The sequence below is a fragment of the Nitrospirillum guanabarense genome (assembly GCF_034653355.1).
GTDB lineage: Bacteria > Pseudomonadota > Alphaproteobacteria > Azospirillales > Azospirillaceae > Nitrospirillum.
Genome location: NZ_JAYEER010000001.1, coordinates 1,267,387 through 1,282,251, shown reverse-complemented (window position 1 = coordinate 1,282,251; position 14,865 = coordinate 1,267,387). Strand labels below are relative to the sequence as shown.

Sequence of the window (14,865 nt, the reverse complement as noted above, 5' to 3'; positions counted from 1 at the left end):
CAAGCCTTGAATACAGGGTCACGAACTGTGTCTAAATGGATTTCACTGCCAATGGCGCGGTGAATACGACACCTTCCACTTCGTAATTACGCACGAAGTCATGGGGTACACTGGGCCCCCAACTCGCCAAACTGTCCTCCATGTCGTAATTCGTTGGAGTCCACAACGCGTAGTCCTCGATGTGGTCCATGTCCGAATAATATTCAAACCATGATCCCCAAGGGTCCTGGATATAATGGAAAAAATTGGAGCCTATCGTATGCCGGCCAAAGCCCCAGTCCCCCAGCCCTGTTTTGGCCAGGAGTGCTTCGCCACCACGGCCGACCTCATCCGGATCGTTCACCTCGAAGCTGGCGTGATGGAAGCCGACGCCGGTCGACTTGGCAAAGGCGATGACGTGGTGGTCACTGTTCCTGCGCGCGCAGGTGAAGGCGATGATATCCTGCGCCCTGTCCGCCAATCCCATCCCCAACGCATCCGTCACGAACGCGACGCTGCGCGGAACATCGGGACTGAATACCAGCACGTGCCCCAGACGCAGCGGCTTTACCGCCGCATAAGTTGATTTGGCACGCACGGCCGAGCCATGGCGGCGGACAATCCGCCCCGGCGCGTTGATCGCAAATGCCTCGCCAACGGCAATCAGCGGCATATCGGGCGGTTGCTCGACGAGCTGGATCAGCATGCCGTGCGGGTCCTCGACCCAAAGCCCGATGTCCTCAAAGCCGGCGGGAGCGGGCACAACCCGGCCGCCATGTGTCTCCACTGCCACGGCAATGCTGCCGAGGTTCTCAGCGCGCAACGAAATATGGTGCAGCCGCTTGCGCGGTTTGCCGGGCACCAGCACGATCGAAGGCCGATCCTGGCCAGGGCAGTGCAAGTTCACCAGGTCGCCGCGGACATCGGCCACAAGGCCGGCATCCCGGTAAAAGCGAACGCCCACGTCAAGGTCAGGGACCTCCAGGGCGACAGAAAGCATGCCAAGCACGGCCATGGCCAACTCCCCTTTCAGTCAGCGGCACGGACGACACGGTTCTCGATCGTGCCGATGCCCTCGATCTCGCAACGGACGACATCGCCCGGCTGCAGGAATACAGGCGGCTCTCTGCCGACGCCGACACCCTCGGGTGTGCCCGTCGCGATCAAGTCACCCGTCTCCAACGTGAACGCCGTTGAGAGGTATGCGATCTGTGCCCAAAGATTGTGAATCATGTTGGCAGTGGTGTTGTCCTGCCGCAGTTCACCATTGACCCAAGTCCTCAAACGAAGGTCGTGAGGGTCGCCGATCTCATCGGCAGTGACGATCCACGGGCCGATGGGACCGTGCGTATCGAAAGACTTGCCCATCGTGAAGGTTGGCGTGTGGAACTGCCAATCCCGCGCCGACACATCGTTGGCGACCAAGTAGCCGAACACATGTCCCGCAGCGTCCCTCTCACTCACCTGCTTTGCCGGCCGGCCGATCACAGCGGCCAGTTCAACTTCGTAGTCGAGTTTTTCCGTCACGCCGGGATCGATGTCATCATAGGGGCCGGCGATACAGGTGGTCTGTTTGTTGAACCAGGTCTGGTGCCTGGCCCGTGCGACACCCAACCGGTCCGCCTCCTCCAGGTGCTTGGCGTAGTTCATGCCAATCGCGAGATATTTGCCCGGCCGCTCAATGGGCGCGAGCAGGCGCACCTCGCCCAGTTGGACAGCAGGAGCCGCCTGAGCCACCGCCCCCACCGCCTTGAGACCATCGTCACCAGCGGCGATAAGGGCGGTCATGGTCCCGAACGGCAGTCCGCCCGATGTGAGGTCGATGATCTTCTCGCCATCGACCAAGCCCAGCCGGGGTCCATCGCCTTTATCGAAGCGCGCGAGCTTCATGGTATCTCCATCGAAGTAGAGGCGGCCAACCGAACGCCGACACGCGCCAGATCGTCAGCCAACGCCCGTGCCAACCGATCCAGCGCCACATCATTCGCGGCACCGCCATAGACATAAAAATCGGGGCGAACCATCATCGCCGACCAACCCTGGGTATCGAGGAAAGCATCGAGCCGACCATCCTTGTCGCGCATCTGGCCGACATCCGGGCCGAGGGCGACGACACGGAGGGGGAGCCCGGCCAGCCTTTGAATAATCGCCGCCGGATCCTGTCCGCGGGTGACCAGCAGGAACCCGCCCCCGCCGTCCAACTCGTCAAGGGGGATGGTCCGTCCGTTTTGCTCGAGCGCAACATGCGGCGAGAGCAGTCCCGCACCCTGCTGAGGCGCGTGGCCGCCGGGGCGGTATAACAAACCGTCAGTCAGGTGCGGAAACGTGGGCGGCGGCGGCGCGGTATGCTCAAAGAAGGCCCGGTCGCGCACCGCGGCCGCCTCCGGGTCGGGAACGCAGATCATCTTGCCCAGATATATCGAAAGATCGGTCAACTGGCCGACATGAGGCCGGCGTTCAACTTCATAGCTGTCAAGTAAGCGATCATTCGCCCGCCCGTCGAGCACGAGCGCGAGCTTCCAGGCGAGGTTCCAGGCGTCACGCAGGCCTGAGCACATGCCTTGCCCCATGAAAGGGGGCATCACGTGCGCGGCGTCACCTGCAATCAACAACCGCCGATCGCGCCAACGGGCCGCGAGCAGCGAGCGGAAATTATATACCTTATGCCGGACAAGCTCGACTTGATCGGGGGTGACCCAGGGCGCCAGCAGCTCCCATACCCGTGCCTCGCCCTCCAGTTCGGCGATTGTCTCGCCCGGCATGCGCATAAACTCCCAACGGCGGAAGATTTGGTCCCCGCTGATGCCGGCCGGCACGATGGTGGTCGGGCGCCGGGGGTCGCAGTATTGTCCAGCCGCGGGGATGCCTAGCTGCTCCACGGTGACGCCCGTTCTCAGGCGGACATCAACCACCAGCCAGTCGGCCTCAAAACCGCGATCCTCCTGCTGGCCATCGATCACCGTGCGGACCAGCGAATTGGCACCATCACAGCCGATGACATAGCGCGCCGTGAGAGTGCGCTCCTCGCCCTGCCCGTCACGTATCGTCACGGCTGCATCAGCCGGATCCTGAGTGACGGCTATAACCTCACATCCGAGGTGAAGATCGACCGTCGATTGCGCGCGTACCGCTTCATCCAACGCCTGCTCCAGCGTTGGCTGATGGACGAAGTTGACCTCCACACCGCCCGAAACCGATGGTTTCGACCAGTCGATCGTCAGCAGTTCCTTCCAGTCGGCGTTGAACCACTGATAAAGCGGGCCTGGCTGCGCCACCTTTGGCAGCACCATACCTAGGCCATTGGCCATCAGCACGCGGTAGAGTTCATGATCAACACAAACCGCCCTTGGCAGCGGATAGCGCTCCCGCCACCGCTCACAAACGGCGACGCGCCTCCCCTGGCGACCCAGCATCAATGCCAGCGCCTCGCTTACCGGCCCATAGCCGACTTGGATTACGTCGTAGTCAGGCGACCTCATATTCCCCCCTGGCCAGGTTCGCGCCAATTCGTTGCTCGATCGCGTGCCGAGGAGAGGCGCTTGGTGATTCACAAAATAGACGTTATGACTATTTTTAGCAAGCCGGTATTATGATCTCCGAAAACAGGTGCGGGGTTGCATGATCCCGAAGGCCAATATACCATACTAAGTGTATATTATGATGTCGAATGGGAGGTGTTCCATGATTGATAGCGCGACCTTCAGGACCGTGCTCGGTCACTATCCGACCGGGGTGTGCGTGATCACGTCCACGGAGCCGGACGGCCGGCCGGTCGGTATGTCGGTGGGTTCCTTCACGTCCGTATCCCTCGACCCGCCCCTGGTCGCATTCTTTCCGGACCGGCGATCGTCAACTTGGCAAAGAATCCGTAATGCGGAACCGTTTCTGCGTTAACGTGCTGGGCGAACATCAGGAAAGCATATGCCGGCAATTCGCGGCGCCGGCTGATGACAAGTTTACCGGCATACAATACCGAGCCTCTGGACTGGGCCTGCCGATACTCGACGGTGTCGTTGCCTGGATCGACTGCCAACTCCACACCGTCCATGACGCCGGCGACCATTTTATCGCTGTCGGGCTGGTTGTTTCGTTGGCAACGGAACATGCCGCCCAGCCCCTGCTCTTTCACAAAGGCGCGTATGGTCAGCTCAGCCGGCTGGCGACGGCCGCCTAGCCAAAGGGCAGAACCCGACACTGCAACTTGCCGATTGTGCCGTTACATTCGACAACTCATCGCTTATGGTCGCGACCAGACTTTGCCGGGATCATAAACGTGTCGGGATCTGATAACGGAAATCATCGTGTGCGTGTAGCGAAAGTGCGGCGCGAGCGCATGGTGGCTCGGCTGCTACAAGCCGTGATGGAGTGCTATGCTGGTCATGTTCTTAGCGGCCCCCCTACTGTCGAGGAGGTGATTGCCCGCGCCGATGTGTCACGCGCGACCTTCTATAAGTACTTCAACTCGGTCGATGAGGCGATCGAGGCGCGCGCCAGTGAGCTTGTCGATGAGATGATCGATAGCCTCAAGGGTCTGGTTGCCGCGCAGATGAGGCCCATTCTGTTGTTTACCGTATCGGTCCATCTCTTCCTGCTGCGAAGCGTGCTTGATCCGACCTGGGCTGCGTTCATAGCCCGAAGCGATTTGCTCCGTGCGGATGGAGTTCTGATCAAAGGCCTGACCATTCATTTGGCCGACTCCCTTGCCGATCAAGCGGTGACCTTCGTCGACGCGGAAGCGGCCAGGATTGTCGCGATTGGTGCCATGCGTGAGACGATCCGATCCATTGCCACCTCAAGCAGCCCGAGAAGAGGCTTGGTCGATGAAGTCACGACCATGATCCTCATTGGCCTGGGCCTGACACGGGAAGCGGCCCAATCGCTGGTCGTCGATGCCACGATATTCATCCGTGGCGCAGCTCCCGATCGGCTATCCTGGTGGCGCGATCCTTGGTCATCACCAGGTCCTGCTGCTGTCGGGAGCAGCGGCAGATTCGGATAATTATCGAAATTCACTTCCCTCATGGGTCGTCTGTGAATGATTGCCGAGGCACTGACGATGTGCTGGCCGCCCGCTGGACGGAGAACCCCTATTTCCAGTTCTTCTGCGGCGAGGAGGTCTTCCGCCACGACCTGCCTTTCGACTGGTCGTCGACGTCCCGCTGGCGCCAGCGCCTGGGCGAGGAACGCCGGGCGGCGCTGATCCAGGAAAGCCTGCGGGTGGATACCCCTCCGCCGAGGGCCGCCTTTCAGCCGTGATACCGCTGGCTGAAGATGGCGGGAGATTTGGCCTGTGAGGGTGAGAAGTGTCCACGAACGGGATAATGATGAGTGGGACGAGCCCGACCATGATGAACTCCGCCCCGACGACGATCATCGTCGTCGGGGCCATCAGCCACAGGGCCTTGCTCAGCGCCTACGGGGCGGTGGCCGGCGGAGGTTACGCGTTCGCCCCACCATCGACGGTGAAGCCCGTGCCGTTCACCGAACGGGCCTCATCACTGGCGATGAACGCGTATAGCGCGGCGACGTCCTCGGGCTTGCCATATTCCTTGATCGCCATCCGCTGGCGCTGGGCTTCGGCATGCGGGCCAACGGCGGGGTTCATGTCGGTGTTGGTCGACCCCGGATGCACGAGGTTGACGGTGATCCCACGCGGCCCCAGGTCACGCGCCGCGCCTTTGGTCCAGGCGATCAGCGCGGCCTTGCTGGCGGAATAGAGCGCCTTGCCGGCGTCGGGCACGCGGTCCGCGAGATTGCTGCCGGTCGAGATGATGCGGCCGCCCTCGGACATGTACGGCAGGGCCGCTTGGGTCGCGAGGATCACGCCCCGGACGTTCACCGCCAGCATGACGTCGATCTGTTCGAGCGTGACTTCCTCGACAGTGCCGTAACTGATGATGCCGGCATTGTTGACGAGGATGTCCAGGCCGCCGAGTTCGGAGGCGGCGTGATCGACGGCCTGTTTGATCGACGCGGGCTCCGCCGCGTTCATTTGAACCGCGAAGGCGCGGCCGCCCGCCGCCTCGATCTCCCGCGCAATGGCGTTAGCGGCATCGGCTGACCGCTCGTACCCAATCGCGACTGCGGCCCCCTCGGCGGCGAAGCGGCGGGCGATGGCGGCGCCGATCCCACGGCTGGCACCCGTGATGAAAGCGCGTTTTCCTTGAAGGGATGACATTGCGATCTCCATTGAATCCCCGGAGCGGGCCGCGCCTTCGGCGGCCCATGGACACCGGTTGGGTTTTGTGGGGGCGGTTTGCTGGAACGGCGCCGTCTTGTTTGGCGCCACTTATTTGGCGTAGGTCGCGACGATCTGGCCGACCAGCTTGGCCCAGGGCATGTCCAGGGCGTCGTACACGGCGGCCGATTCCGGCGCGGCATTGTCTTTCAGGATCTCGACCATGAAGGTCGCGTAGTCGGAGAGGATCACGCCGGCCTGCTGCAGGCGGAACAGGTTCACGTCGTGCTTGGTGCGGTTGAAGGTGCCCGACGCGTCGACGGCGATGTAGGCGTCATAGCCCTTGGCCACGGCCGTCATCGCCGGGAAGCCCGCGCAGACCTCCAGCGAAATGCCCGCGAAGATCAGCTTCTTGCGGCCGGTCGCCTCGATCGCGGCGGCCACGCGGGGATCGTCATAGGCGTTCACCGTGGAGCGGTCGACGATCTCGATGCCGTCCAGCGCCTCCACAAGCTCGGGGAAAGTCGGGCCCCACAGGGTATCGCGCGCGGTGCTGGTGGCGACGATGGGCAGGCTGAGCGCCTTGGCCGCGCGGGCAAGCGCCACGACGTTGTGCTTAAGCTCGCCCGTCTCATAGTCACGCACGCCGGTCATCAGATTGACTTGGTGATCGACGAGGATCACGGCGGCGTTGTCCTTGGTCAGCGGCTCATAGATACGGTTCGTCATTTCCACTCTCCAGCCAATGATTGGGTCCGGCTCACGATCATGGTTCGTGATGGCTGGAAGGTAGGGGGTGGACGAGCGGCCTAGAAGACGTCTAAATCGCAACTTAACGTCCATGGCAATGGACGAAGGGGGTGGTGATGCTGGACCTGAACGACTTCTTCTACTTCGTCCAAATCGTTGATCGGGGCGGCTTCACGGCGGCCGGTCGGACGCTGCGCGTTCCGAAATCGACGCTGAGCCACCGCATTCAGCAGCTTGAGAACGAGCTTGGCGTGCGCCTGCTCAATCGCACATCGCGGCGCTTCGGCATGACCGATTCCGGTGAGGACTTTTATCGGCACGCCGTCGCCATGCTGCGGGAGGCGGAATTGGCCGAGACCACGATCCGTGGGCGCCTGACGGAGCCAAGGGGCACGGTCCGGTGCACGGCGGGCACGGCGACGATGCAGTTCGCGCTTGCGGACATCATCGCCGACTTCTTGGTCCAACACCCGAAAGTCAATGTCGTCGCGCATGCCGCCGATCGCACCGTCGACATCGTGGGCGAGAATTACGACCTGGCCGTCCGGGCGCACTCCGACCCGTTGCCGGACTCCAACCTGGTTCAGCGGACCCTCGCGCCCGCGCCCTGGTTCCTGTTCGCGGGTTCCGACTATGTGAAGAAACACGGCGCGCCGAAGACTCCGCAGGATCTGCAGCAGCATCCCTCGTTGTTCATGATGCGGACGGGCGTGGAGCCCGTGTGGCGGCTGCGTCACGCACGCCAAAAGCGCGACGAGATCGTGGTGCCACTTACCCCGCGCCTGCTCGGGGATGACATGGTTGGGCTGAAGCAGGCCGCGATCAAGGGCTTGGGCGTGGTCGCGCTTCCCGGCTACATCTGCCGGGCGGAGGTCCATTCGGGCGCCATGGAGCGCATCCTGCCGGATTGGCTTGCCGGCGATTCCACGCTGACCGCGCTCATCCCATACCGTCAGGGTCTGCTACCCTCCGTACGGGCGTTTCTTGACCATCTGTCGGCGGAATTTCCCAAGCGCGTGCTCATGTAGGGCTGGCGGGTTGGACAAGGGCGACCTCTGGCCCCGCGCCCGCCATTACGCCCACGTCCAGCGTGCAACCATTTGGACGTTAAGTTCCAAACTTGGCGACTTCCCGGCCGGTCTGTCCCGTTCATAATCGCGGCATCAGACAGGTTGTTGGAGTGACCGCCATGGATGGCATCGCAAACATCGAAAAGACCGGGGGAACCGCCCAGCGGCTTGGACAAATCGTCTTGGGCGTCCCGCACAATATTGGCTCGGGCTTTTCGGCCCGGCATTTCTCGGAGGAAATGTTCGCCGGGGCGATGGATCCGCTGCTGATGGTGGATCACTTCGTCATGACCGCGCCGACCTTCGAGCCGCACCTTCACGCCGGAATTTCGGCGGTGACCGCCATGTTCGAGGACAGCGAAGGCGTGTTCCTCAACCGGGACACCTTGGGACACAATATCGAATTGAAGGCCGGCGACCTTTACTGGCTGACGGCCGCGAGCGGTGCGGCCCACGAGGAAAAGCCCGCGAAAAATTCGCGCGTCCATGCCTTGCAGGTTTTCGTGAACCTGCCCGAGCGTCTTAAGAAATGCCCGGCCCGTTCGCTGCGGGTCGATGCCGGCGACGTGCCCATGATCGAAGGCGGCGGCCACCGCGTCCGCGTCGTTCTGGGCGCGAGCGGCGGCGTCAAGGGTGAGACCGGGACGCCCGAAGAGATGACGATGCTCGACGGCTTCCTCGCCGCCGACGGCCGGTTCAGCCACGCGCTGCCGGAAGGGCGGCAGGCATGGATTTATGCCGTGTCGGGTACGGTGACGGTCGCCACCGACGCGGAGGAGCGGGTCCTGCCCGCCGGCACGGCCACAACGGTCGAGGCGGGCTTGGCCATCGAGGTGGCCATGACGGCCAAGGCTCCCGCCCACTTCGTGCTGATGGCCGGCAAGCCGATCCACGAGACGTTCGTGAAGCAGGGGCCGCTGGTCATGTCGACGGCCGACGACGTCCGCCGCACGCTCGCCGATTTCGCGCGAGGCAAGTTCGGCCGCGTTCCCACCTGATCCCATCAACCCATCCATAGGAGATCGAAAGATGACCGACCTCAGAAAGGCCGATCGGCCCACCGAGACGAACGTGCCCTGGATATCGGCGGCGGAGCGCGGGCGCGAAGCGGCGCTGCTGGCCCACTTCGCCCACTTCTGGGGCACCGCCACCGGCGCGCCGCGCGCGATCTACGACACCTTCATCGCGGCCAGCCCCTTGGCGGCCGGCGCCACTGTCGAGGAAGTCACCACCGCCGAGGTGCATGGCTGGTGGGTGCGCCCAGCGCGCACGCCCGCCGCCGGACGGGCGATCCTTTTCATTCACGGCGGCGGCTATGTCCTGGGTACGGCCCAGGCCTATCGCGGCTTCGTCAGCCAGATCGTCAGCCGGACCGGCATCCCCGCGCTGACGATCGACTATCCCCTGGCGCCGGAGGCGACCCTGCCGGCGGCCCCGAACGCCGCCTTGGCCGCGTATGAATACCTGATCGGCCACGGTTACTCCCAGATCGCGATCGTGGGTGACTCCGCCGGGGGCGGCCTGTCCTTGGTCACCATGGCGCAACTCGCCAGGCGGTCGGACATCGCCAAGCCGATCGCGGGGGTGGTCTTCTCGCCCTGGGCCGATCTCGCCTTCACCGGCGGGTCGATGACGGATTCAGGACTGGTCGACCCGCTGATCGGCTACGACTACCTGCGGGACTGCGCGACCAAATATCTCGGCGCCTATGCCGCCACGGACCCGCTCGCCTCGCCGTTGCACGGCGACCTGGCCGGCCTGCCGCCGCTGTTGATCCAGGTCGGCACCGCCGAGCGTCTTCTCGACAACTCTCGCCAATTCGCGGCCAAGGCCGCCGCGGCCGGCGTCGCGGTCGAGCTCGAGGTCTGGGAGGGGATGCATCACGTCTTCCAGCTCGATGTCGCCCATCTCGAAAGCAGCCGCGACGCGCTTGACCGCGCCAGCCGCTTCCTCATCCGCGCCTTCACCCCCTGAGCGACCCGCCGCCCGATGGCCGGTCGAGATCTGATGGAGATCCCATGGCAACCCAGCTTTCATCGGACACCCACCATGATGTCGTGATCGTTGGCGGCGGCTCGGCCGGCGCCGTCCTCGCACGTCGCCTGAGTGAGGATATAAGCCGGCGCGTGCTGCTTCTGGAGGCCGGCGCCGCTTATGCGCCCTCGGCCTATCCCGACGTGATCGCCAATGCGAACCGGGTCGGCGGCGACGCCGCGCACGGCTGGGGCTACCACACGCAGGATGGCGCCACGTTCGGGCATGACGTGAACGCGATCCGTGGGAAAGTGCTAGGCGGCAGCTCGGGCGTGAACGCCGCCGTCGCGATGCGCAGCCGCCCCTCCGATTTCGCGCGCTGGACGGCGATGGGCGTCAAGGGATGGACCTGGGATGATGTTTTCCCGATCTTCAAGGCGCTGGAGAACACGCCGACCGGCGACGATGCCTGGCACGGGCGAACCGGGCCGTTTCCGATCCGGCAGCGGACCATGGAGGAGATCACGCCCTCCATGCGCGCCTTCGTGCAAGCCTCGGAGGCGGTCGGCCTGGCGCGCATTCAGGACTTCAACGGCGCCGAGCAGAACGGGGTCTCGCCCTATCCGCTGAACGTCGTCGACGAGCACCGCATCAACACCGGCATCGCCTATCTCACCAACGAGGTCCGCGCGCGCCCGAACCTCACCATCCGTGGCGGAGCGGAGATCGACACGGTCTTGTTCGAAGGCAAGCGGGCCACCGGCATCCGTCTGGTCGGCGGTGAGGAGATCGGTGCCGGACAGGTGATCCTCTCGGCAGGCACCTACGGCAGCCCCGCCATCCTGATGCGCTCCGGGATCGGACCCACCGTTCATCTTCGGGAACTGAGCATCCCGGTGCTGGTCGACGCGCCAGTCGGTGAACGGCTGAAGGAGCACCCATTCTATTACAACGTCTACGCGCTGAAGCCGGAGGTCTCCTCCATGACGCCCGTCGCTGGCGCGATCATCTGGACCAACTCGTCCGAAGCGGGGCCGGACGAACTCGACCTGCATGTCTCGGGCACGCACATCTTCGATCCCGCGCTGAGCCCGACAGGCGGCGCAATCGTGCTGGCCTGCGCCGTGACGTTGCCCAAGTCGAACGGCTCGATCCGGCTCGCCAGCCGTGACCCGAGGGCGATGCCGCTCATCCGCTTCAATTTCTTCGATGACCCCAGCGACCTCAGGCGCATGAAGGAGGCCGTCCGGCTGTCGCGCAAGATCGGGCGCGCCGCTCCGTTCAGCGACACGATCGCGTTCGAGATGGCGCCAGGGGACGATGTCCAGGACGACCTCGCCCTGGAGCGGGCGATCATCGCGCAGATCGATGGCTATTCCCATCCGACCTCGACCGTGCCCATGGGTGCCGAAGGCGATCCGGCGGCCGTGGTCGATAGCCTGGGTAGGGTGCGTGGGGTGGAAGGCCTCCACGTCATCGACGCGTCGATCATGCCCGACATCGTATCGGCACCGACCAACGTCACCACGATCATGATGGCTGAGGCGATCAGCCGGAAGCTGCTGTCATGATCGCCGGGGAAGGCGATCTACGGGACAAGGGCGTCGAGTGGGTGATGCAGCTTGTGGCCGGCACCCTGCTGCCCTCGCTCGCGCCCGAGCCCCTTATTATCGGGTCGATGCTGTTCCACGCGGTCGCAGAGCGGATAGGCCCCTGGCGCGATGCCGAGCTGTCCGCAATACTGACGCGTCACGCCGACCGAATACCGACCCTTCTTCGGAAAGCTCGTGTCGTCGATGATCCACGCCTTGATCGGCCCCTCCTGTGAACAGCGAGGTGATTTTCTCCAGTGAAGTGGGGCGACTGGTTCAATCACCGCCGTTTGCCGGCGCCGATCGAGACTATCCCGCCAGCTGAAGCCGAACGCGCCACTATGCTGCCGCCGACAACCAAACCTTGGCGGCATGACGCACAACAATCAGCCTCCGATAATCCCGGCGCGCTTCAGAACTCGTGGTCGAAACGAATTACCACTTTGCTGCCTTTTGAACGATTCTCGACCAAGGTTTCTTGGTAATAATTTATCCAGAAGAAATTGTTCTTGTTAAGACTCACCATCATGCCCGGCCCGATGCCCAGAACTTGCTCTTTTTGTCCCGGCAGGCGAGCATGATCCACCTTGAGATCGGTGAACTGCTTGAAGAAATACCCGTTGAAACCGACGGTCACTGTCGGGGTCAGGGTGTATCCGATGGCCAAGTTGATGTTGTAGGCTTGGCCAGCCTGGGATGACTTAGCATCCTGATATCCAACCCAGGGTCGGTTGTTCTGGGCATTCCAAAGATAGCTAAGCCGCGCCGAGATGGAGAGGCTGGGCGTGACAAATGCGGTAAACGCGTAGTGCGGATTGAACGTGACGGCATTGCTTCCCGGATTGAAGGCGTATTTGGGACTATAGGAGCCTAGGGGAAAGAAGAAATCCAGCTCGATCCTCTGCGAGAAAACAGGTCCGTCCTCTCCCATGATCGGCTCGAACTGGTAGCCACCGCCAAGCATCACATCGCCAATACCTGCCTGAGCTTTCAAAATTTTATTCTGCAACCCATCATCAATATCTGCTGTTTCAAAGATAGGAAGCAAAAAATCGAAGACGAAATGACCATCGCTGAAGCGACCCCATTCTGGAGTATACATAAGCTGATTGATCAGGCTGTTGATTCTGGTGTCCTGATTAGGTAGTTTTAGATATTTACCATTGGCGTCAGTGATTTTATCGGCGGAATAGGTGATCTGATAGCCGATGTAGTGCCAATCCCCAGCCCCAGGAACCGGCAGACCATCGTAGAAGCTTGTGTTACCCATGTTCGAGTTTGGCTCGTCCGCAGCCTTAGCTTGTTGCATGGCCAGGACGGAAGAAATACAAAAGAGCGACGCGGCCCAATATTTTAACACCATTCCTCCCCATTTTCTTGTTTGTAGTGGACTTAGGCGAGATCCCAGCCGCCGCCTCTACTTGGCCGTCTTGACAGGCTATGCAATTCGGCAGCCGGGTGTGGTAGAGTTGTTAAATAGTAGTTGGTCATCGCTCGGCGACGGCCCCGCCCCGGAATGGACCGGGAGCCGCGCCCGAACGCCCGCGTGCGGCCGATGGTAGGCCGGCCCAGCGGCCATCGTCGAAAGCCCGGCGCGCAACCGACTGCCCTGTCGAAATCGGCGTCGGATGCATCGGCAATCTGGGAAATTTCCCCACCAGAAGAAGGATAGATGACCGACAAAGTCACGTCATGCGTCGACGCCATCCACTCATTGTTGATAAAGAGCGCGGGGCGACGCAAAAGCGTCTTCTTAACAGCCGAGGAATATTTAACTTGTTCGAACCTTAGCATCCGCAATTGCAATAGCAATCGCATCCAAGGTCTTCTCCCTTAACATTTTGTTGTCGGAACAACATGCATCTGAACCAACGCCGTCGATACGGCAAAAATACTTATGGCAGCTATAAGGACGACACTCGATGCAGGAAGAAAGCCACTCTGCCGTGCGACAAACAGGATGAGAGCCCGTAGCCGGGGCAGCTGCTGGTGTGGCCTTTTGGGTGCTGCGGATGGTCGAGGTCGGCCGGGTAAAGAGGGAGCATCTCGGATTTCCAGAGGATGCCCCGTGATTGCCCGGCCGCCACGTCAACGACCATCAGATGAGGCTATTCATGAAGTTGCGGCAAACGATGCCAGTGACCGCGGCGGCGGCCAAGGCGGGCTTCAGCGCGGCGACCGGGTATCGGATCCTGCACGATCCGGTGCTCCCCTCGGTGCGGCCGGAGGAGCGTGGCCGTCGGCGCCCCGACCCCCTGGCGGATATTTTCGACAACGAGGTCGTGCCGCTGCTGAAGGCGGCGCCCGGCCCGCGGCCGATCGGCGTGTTCGAGGAGCTGATGCGCCGCCACCCCGACCTCAGCCCTGGGGTGCGACGGACCCTGGAGCGGCGGATCCGCGCCTGGCGGGCGGTTCATGGTGCGGAACGGGAGGTGATCTTCCGCCAGACGCATGAGCCCGGCCGGCTGGGCTTCTCCGACTTCACGGAGATGGGCGACCTCGGCGTGCGTGTCGCTGGTTGCGCGCTCGATCATCAGCTCCACCACTTCCGCCTGCCCTGGTCCGGCTTCGAGCATGCCCAGTCATCCTGGGTGGCGAGCGCTACGTCGCCTTGGCGGAGGAGCTGCTGGCTGCTCGCCCGCCTCCACGCCAACGAGCCGGAATTGCTGATGGCCCTCGACCGGCCCGATATCCCGCTTCACACCAACGGCTCGGAAAACGACATCCGCTGCCAGGTCACCAAGCGCAAGATCAGCGGCGCCACCCGCAGCGACACAGGCCGGCAATACCGCGACGCCTTCCTCGGCCTGGCCAAGACATGCGCAAAACTCCGCATCTCCTTCCGGGATTATCTCGGCCACAGGCTCGACGTCCCTGAAACGGTCGGCATCCCAAGCCTGCCCACCCTTGTCGCCAGACAAGCCTGATCGGCAGACCGCCTGGGCTTTTCCTCCTCCTACTCCTCATGGCATTAAAAAGCGGCTTCAGCCGCGGGAGAAGCGTGTCAGCCGCCGTCGCACCTCGTTGCAGGCAATCGGCACCTGTGGTGTGCGGAATATTGCTGAGGCCAATGTGTAACCGATCAAAGCTGACATGGTGGCCATCTGCTAACTGGTCGAACAGCCAGAGAGCGCCGTGCATATCGATCTGCTCGGCAAGGGCCAGTTCGCGGAGCGTGCCATCGCCGGTAAGCAGTCCCCATCCCCGTGACCAGCGATGGCGAACGCGAAGACAGCGCGATACCGCCAACGGGTCAAGCAGTCCCTACGGTTCACACGTTTTGGCCAAGCCGCAGGAAGGCAAGAATATCGTAGAGATTGTG

At 62.7% G+C, this 14,865-nt stretch carries 15 protein-coding genes and 3 pseudogenes; 10 read left to right on the top strand and 8 right to left on the bottom strand.

The genetic code is table 11. The features are described 5' to 3' along the window. Nucleotides 1-31 precede the first annotated feature (31 nt). From UAA55_RS05335 to UAA55_RS05325, 3 genes are read right to left on the bottom strand one after another with little or no spacing between them, the layout of a single operon-like run. Nucleotides 32-994 (bottom strand): VOC family protein, encoded by a 963-nt coding sequence (locus UAA55_RS05335; RefSeq protein ID WP_322951613.1) that lies wholly within the window; start codon nt 992-994, stop codon nt 32-34. A gap of 14 nt (nt 995-1,008) precedes the next feature. Beyond that, complete coding sequence (locus UAA55_RS05330) at nt 1,009-1,869, bottom strand: fumarylacetoacetate hydrolase family protein (RefSeq protein WP_322951612.1); 861 nt, start codon at nt 1,867-1,869, stop codon at nt 1,009-1,011. Next, nucleotides 1,866-3,458 (bottom strand): bifunctional 3-(3-hydroxy-phenyl)propionate/3-hydroxycinnamic acid hydroxylase, encoded by a 1,593-nt coding sequence (locus UAA55_RS05325; RefSeq protein ID WP_322951611.1) that lies wholly within the window; start codon nt 3,456-3,458, stop codon nt 1,866-1,868. The genes UAA55_RS05330 and UAA55_RS05325 overlap by 4 nt, the downstream gene beginning before the upstream one ends. A gap of 178 nt (nt 3,459-3,636) precedes the next feature. Between UAA55_RS05325 and UAA55_RS31195 the strand changes: the two genes are divergently transcribed. The 4 genes and pseudogenes from UAA55_RS31195 to UAA55_RS05310 all read left to right on the top strand — a co-directional run. Then, nucleotides 3,637-3,873 carry a flavin reductase family protein gene (locus UAA55_RS31195; RefSeq protein WP_416235157.1) on the top strand — a complete coding sequence of 79 codons (237 nt, stop codon included), beginning with the start codon at nt 3,637-3,639 and terminating at the stop codon, nt 3,871-3,873. Beyond that, complete coding sequence (locus UAA55_RS31190; protein ID WP_416235156.1) at nt 3,851-4,153, top strand: flavin reductase family protein; 303 nt, start codon at nt 3,851-3,853, stop codon at nt 4,151-4,153. Before UAA55_RS31195 ends, UAA55_RS31190 begins: the two co-directional genes overlap by 23 nt. 99 nt (nt 4,154-4,252) lie before the next feature. Next, entirely contained in the window at nt 4,253-4,978 is a 726-nt protein-coding gene (locus tag UAA55_RS05315) for a TetR/AcrR family transcriptional regulator (protein ID WP_322951609.1), read from the top strand. Between the two features lie 62 nt (nt 4,979-5,040). Next, nucleotides 5,041-5,199 (top strand): annotated as a pseudogene (locus UAA55_RS05310) (transposase); the annotation flags it as partial. A 217-nt stretch (nt 5,200-5,416) separates the two neighbouring features. Here UAA55_RS05310 and UAA55_RS05305 read toward each other — a convergent pair. Together UAA55_RS05305 and UAA55_RS05300 are read right to left on the bottom strand one after the other, a co-directional pair. Next, entirely contained in the window at nt 5,417-6,157 is a 741-nt protein-coding gene (locus tag UAA55_RS05305) for an SDR family NAD(P)-dependent oxidoreductase (protein WP_322951608.1), read from the bottom strand. Nucleotides 6,158-6,268: 111 nt separating this feature from the next. Continuing rightward, nucleotides 6,269-6,886, bottom strand: coding sequence for an isochorismatase family protein (locus UAA55_RS05300; RefSeq protein ID WP_322951607.1), 618 nt, complete (start codon nt 6,884-6,886; stop codon nt 6,269-6,271). 137 nt (nt 6,887-7,023) lie between these two features. On the opposite strand from UAA55_RS05300, the gene UAA55_RS05295 reads away from it, so the two are divergent. From UAA55_RS05295 to UAA55_RS05280, 4 genes are all read left to right on the top strand, one after another. Further along, on the top strand, nt 7,024-7,935 hold the full coding sequence (locus UAA55_RS05295) for a LysR substrate-binding domain-containing protein (protein WP_322951606.1): 912 nt from the start codon (nt 7,024-7,026) through the stop codon (nt 7,933-7,935). 161 nt (nt 7,936-8,096) lie between these two features. Then, nucleotides 8,097-8,975: a pirin family protein gene (locus UAA55_RS05290; protein ID WP_322951605.1), complete on the top strand. Its 879-nt coding sequence runs from the start codon at nt 8,097-8,099 to the stop codon at nt 8,973-8,975. 31 nt (nt 8,976-9,006) lie between these two features. After that, entirely contained in the window at nt 9,007-9,951 is a 945-nt protein-coding gene (locus UAA55_RS05285; RefSeq protein WP_322951604.1) for an alpha/beta hydrolase, read from the top strand. A 44-nt stretch (nt 9,952-9,995) separates the two neighbouring features. Beyond that, nucleotides 9,996-11,522, top strand: a complete 1,527-nt coding sequence (locus UAA55_RS05280; protein WP_322951603.1) for a GMC family oxidoreductase — start codon at nt 9,996-9,998, stop codon at nt 11,520-11,522. Between the two features lie 152 nt (nt 11,523-11,674). Here UAA55_RS05280 and UAA55_RS05275 read toward each other — a convergent pair. The 3 genes and pseudogenes from UAA55_RS05275 to UAA55_RS05260 all read right to left on the bottom strand — a co-directional run. Further along, nucleotides 11,675-11,755 (bottom strand): annotated as a pseudogene (locus UAA55_RS05275) (transposase); the annotation flags it as partial. Between the two features lie 200 nt (nt 11,756-11,955). Next, on the bottom strand, nt 11,956-12,906 hold the full coding sequence (locus UAA55_RS05265) for a SphA family protein (RefSeq protein ID WP_322951602.1): 951 nt from the start codon (nt 12,904-12,906) through the stop codon (nt 11,956-11,958). A gap of 29 nt (nt 12,907-12,935) precedes the next feature. Further along, nucleotides 12,936-13,361, bottom strand: a complete 426-nt coding sequence (locus UAA55_RS05260; RefSeq protein ID WP_322951601.1) for a hypothetical protein — start codon at nt 13,359-13,361, stop codon at nt 12,936-12,938. 254 nt (nt 13,362-13,615) lie between these two features. Between UAA55_RS05260 and UAA55_RS05255 the strand changes: the two are divergent. Together UAA55_RS05255 and UAA55_RS05250 are read left to right on the top strand one after the other, a co-directional pair. Next, nucleotides 13,616-14,169: pseudogene (locus tag UAA55_RS05255) on the top strand (IS21 family transposase); the annotation flags it as partial. After that, nucleotides 14,135-14,470 carry an IS66 family transposase gene (locus UAA55_RS05250; RefSeq protein ID WP_322951933.1) on the top strand — a complete coding sequence of 112 codons (336 nt, stop codon included), beginning with the start codon at nt 14,135-14,137 and terminating at the stop codon, nt 14,468-14,470. The pseudogene UAA55_RS05255 and the gene UAA55_RS05250, both read left to right, overlap by 35 nt. Nucleotides 14,471-14,865 lie beyond the last annotated feature (395 nt).

Bases quoted from the DNA above. Each gene is read 5' to 3' on its own strand.
- UAA55_RS05335 (WP_322951613.1), bottom strand. From the start codon at position 994: ATGGCCGTGCTTGGCATGCTTTCTGTCGCCCTGGAGGTCCCTGACCTT.
- UAA55_RS05330 (WP_322951612.1), bottom strand. From the start codon at position 1,869: ATGAAGCTCGCGCGCTTCGATAAAGGCGATGGACCCCGGCTGGGCTTG.
- UAA55_RS05325 (WP_322951611.1), bottom strand. From the start codon at position 3,458: ATGAGGTCGCCTGACTACGACGTAATCCAAGTCGGCTATGGGCCGGTA.
- UAA55_RS31195 (WP_416235157.1), top strand. From the start codon at position 3,637: ATGATGTCGAATGGGAGGTGTTCCATGATTGATAGCGCGACCTTCAGG.
- UAA55_RS31190 (WP_416235156.1), top strand. From the start codon at position 3,851: ATGCGGAACCGTTTCTGCGTTAACGTGCTGGGCGAACATCAGGAAAGC.
- UAA55_RS05305 (WP_322951608.1), bottom strand. From the start codon at position 6,157: ATGTCATCCCTTCAAGGAAAACGCGCTTTCATCACGGGTGCCAGCCGT.
- UAA55_RS05300 (WP_322951607.1), bottom strand. From the start codon at position 6,886: ATGACGAACCGTATCTATGAGCCGCTGACCAAGGACAACGCCGCCGTG.
- UAA55_RS05295 (WP_322951606.1), top strand. From the start codon at position 7,024: ATGCTGGACCTGAACGACTTCTTCTACTTCGTCCAAATCGTTGATCGG.
- UAA55_RS05290 (WP_322951605.1), top strand. From the start codon at position 8,097: ATGGATGGCATCGCAAACATCGAAAAGACCGGGGGAACCGCCCAGCGG.
- UAA55_RS05285 (WP_322951604.1), top strand. From the start codon at position 9,007: ATGACCGACCTCAGAAAGGCCGATCGGCCCACCGAGACGAACGTGCCC.
- UAA55_RS05280 (WP_322951603.1), top strand. From the start codon at position 9,996: ATGGCAACCCAGCTTTCATCGGACACCCACCATGATGTCGTGATCGTT.
- UAA55_RS05265 (WP_322951602.1), bottom strand. From the start codon at position 12,906: ATGGTGTTAAAATATTGGGCCGCGTCGCTCTTTTGTATTTCTTCCGTC.
- UAA55_RS05260 (WP_322951601.1), bottom strand. From the start codon at position 13,361: ATGCGATTGCTATTGCAATTGCGGATGCTAAGGTTCGAACAAGTTAAA.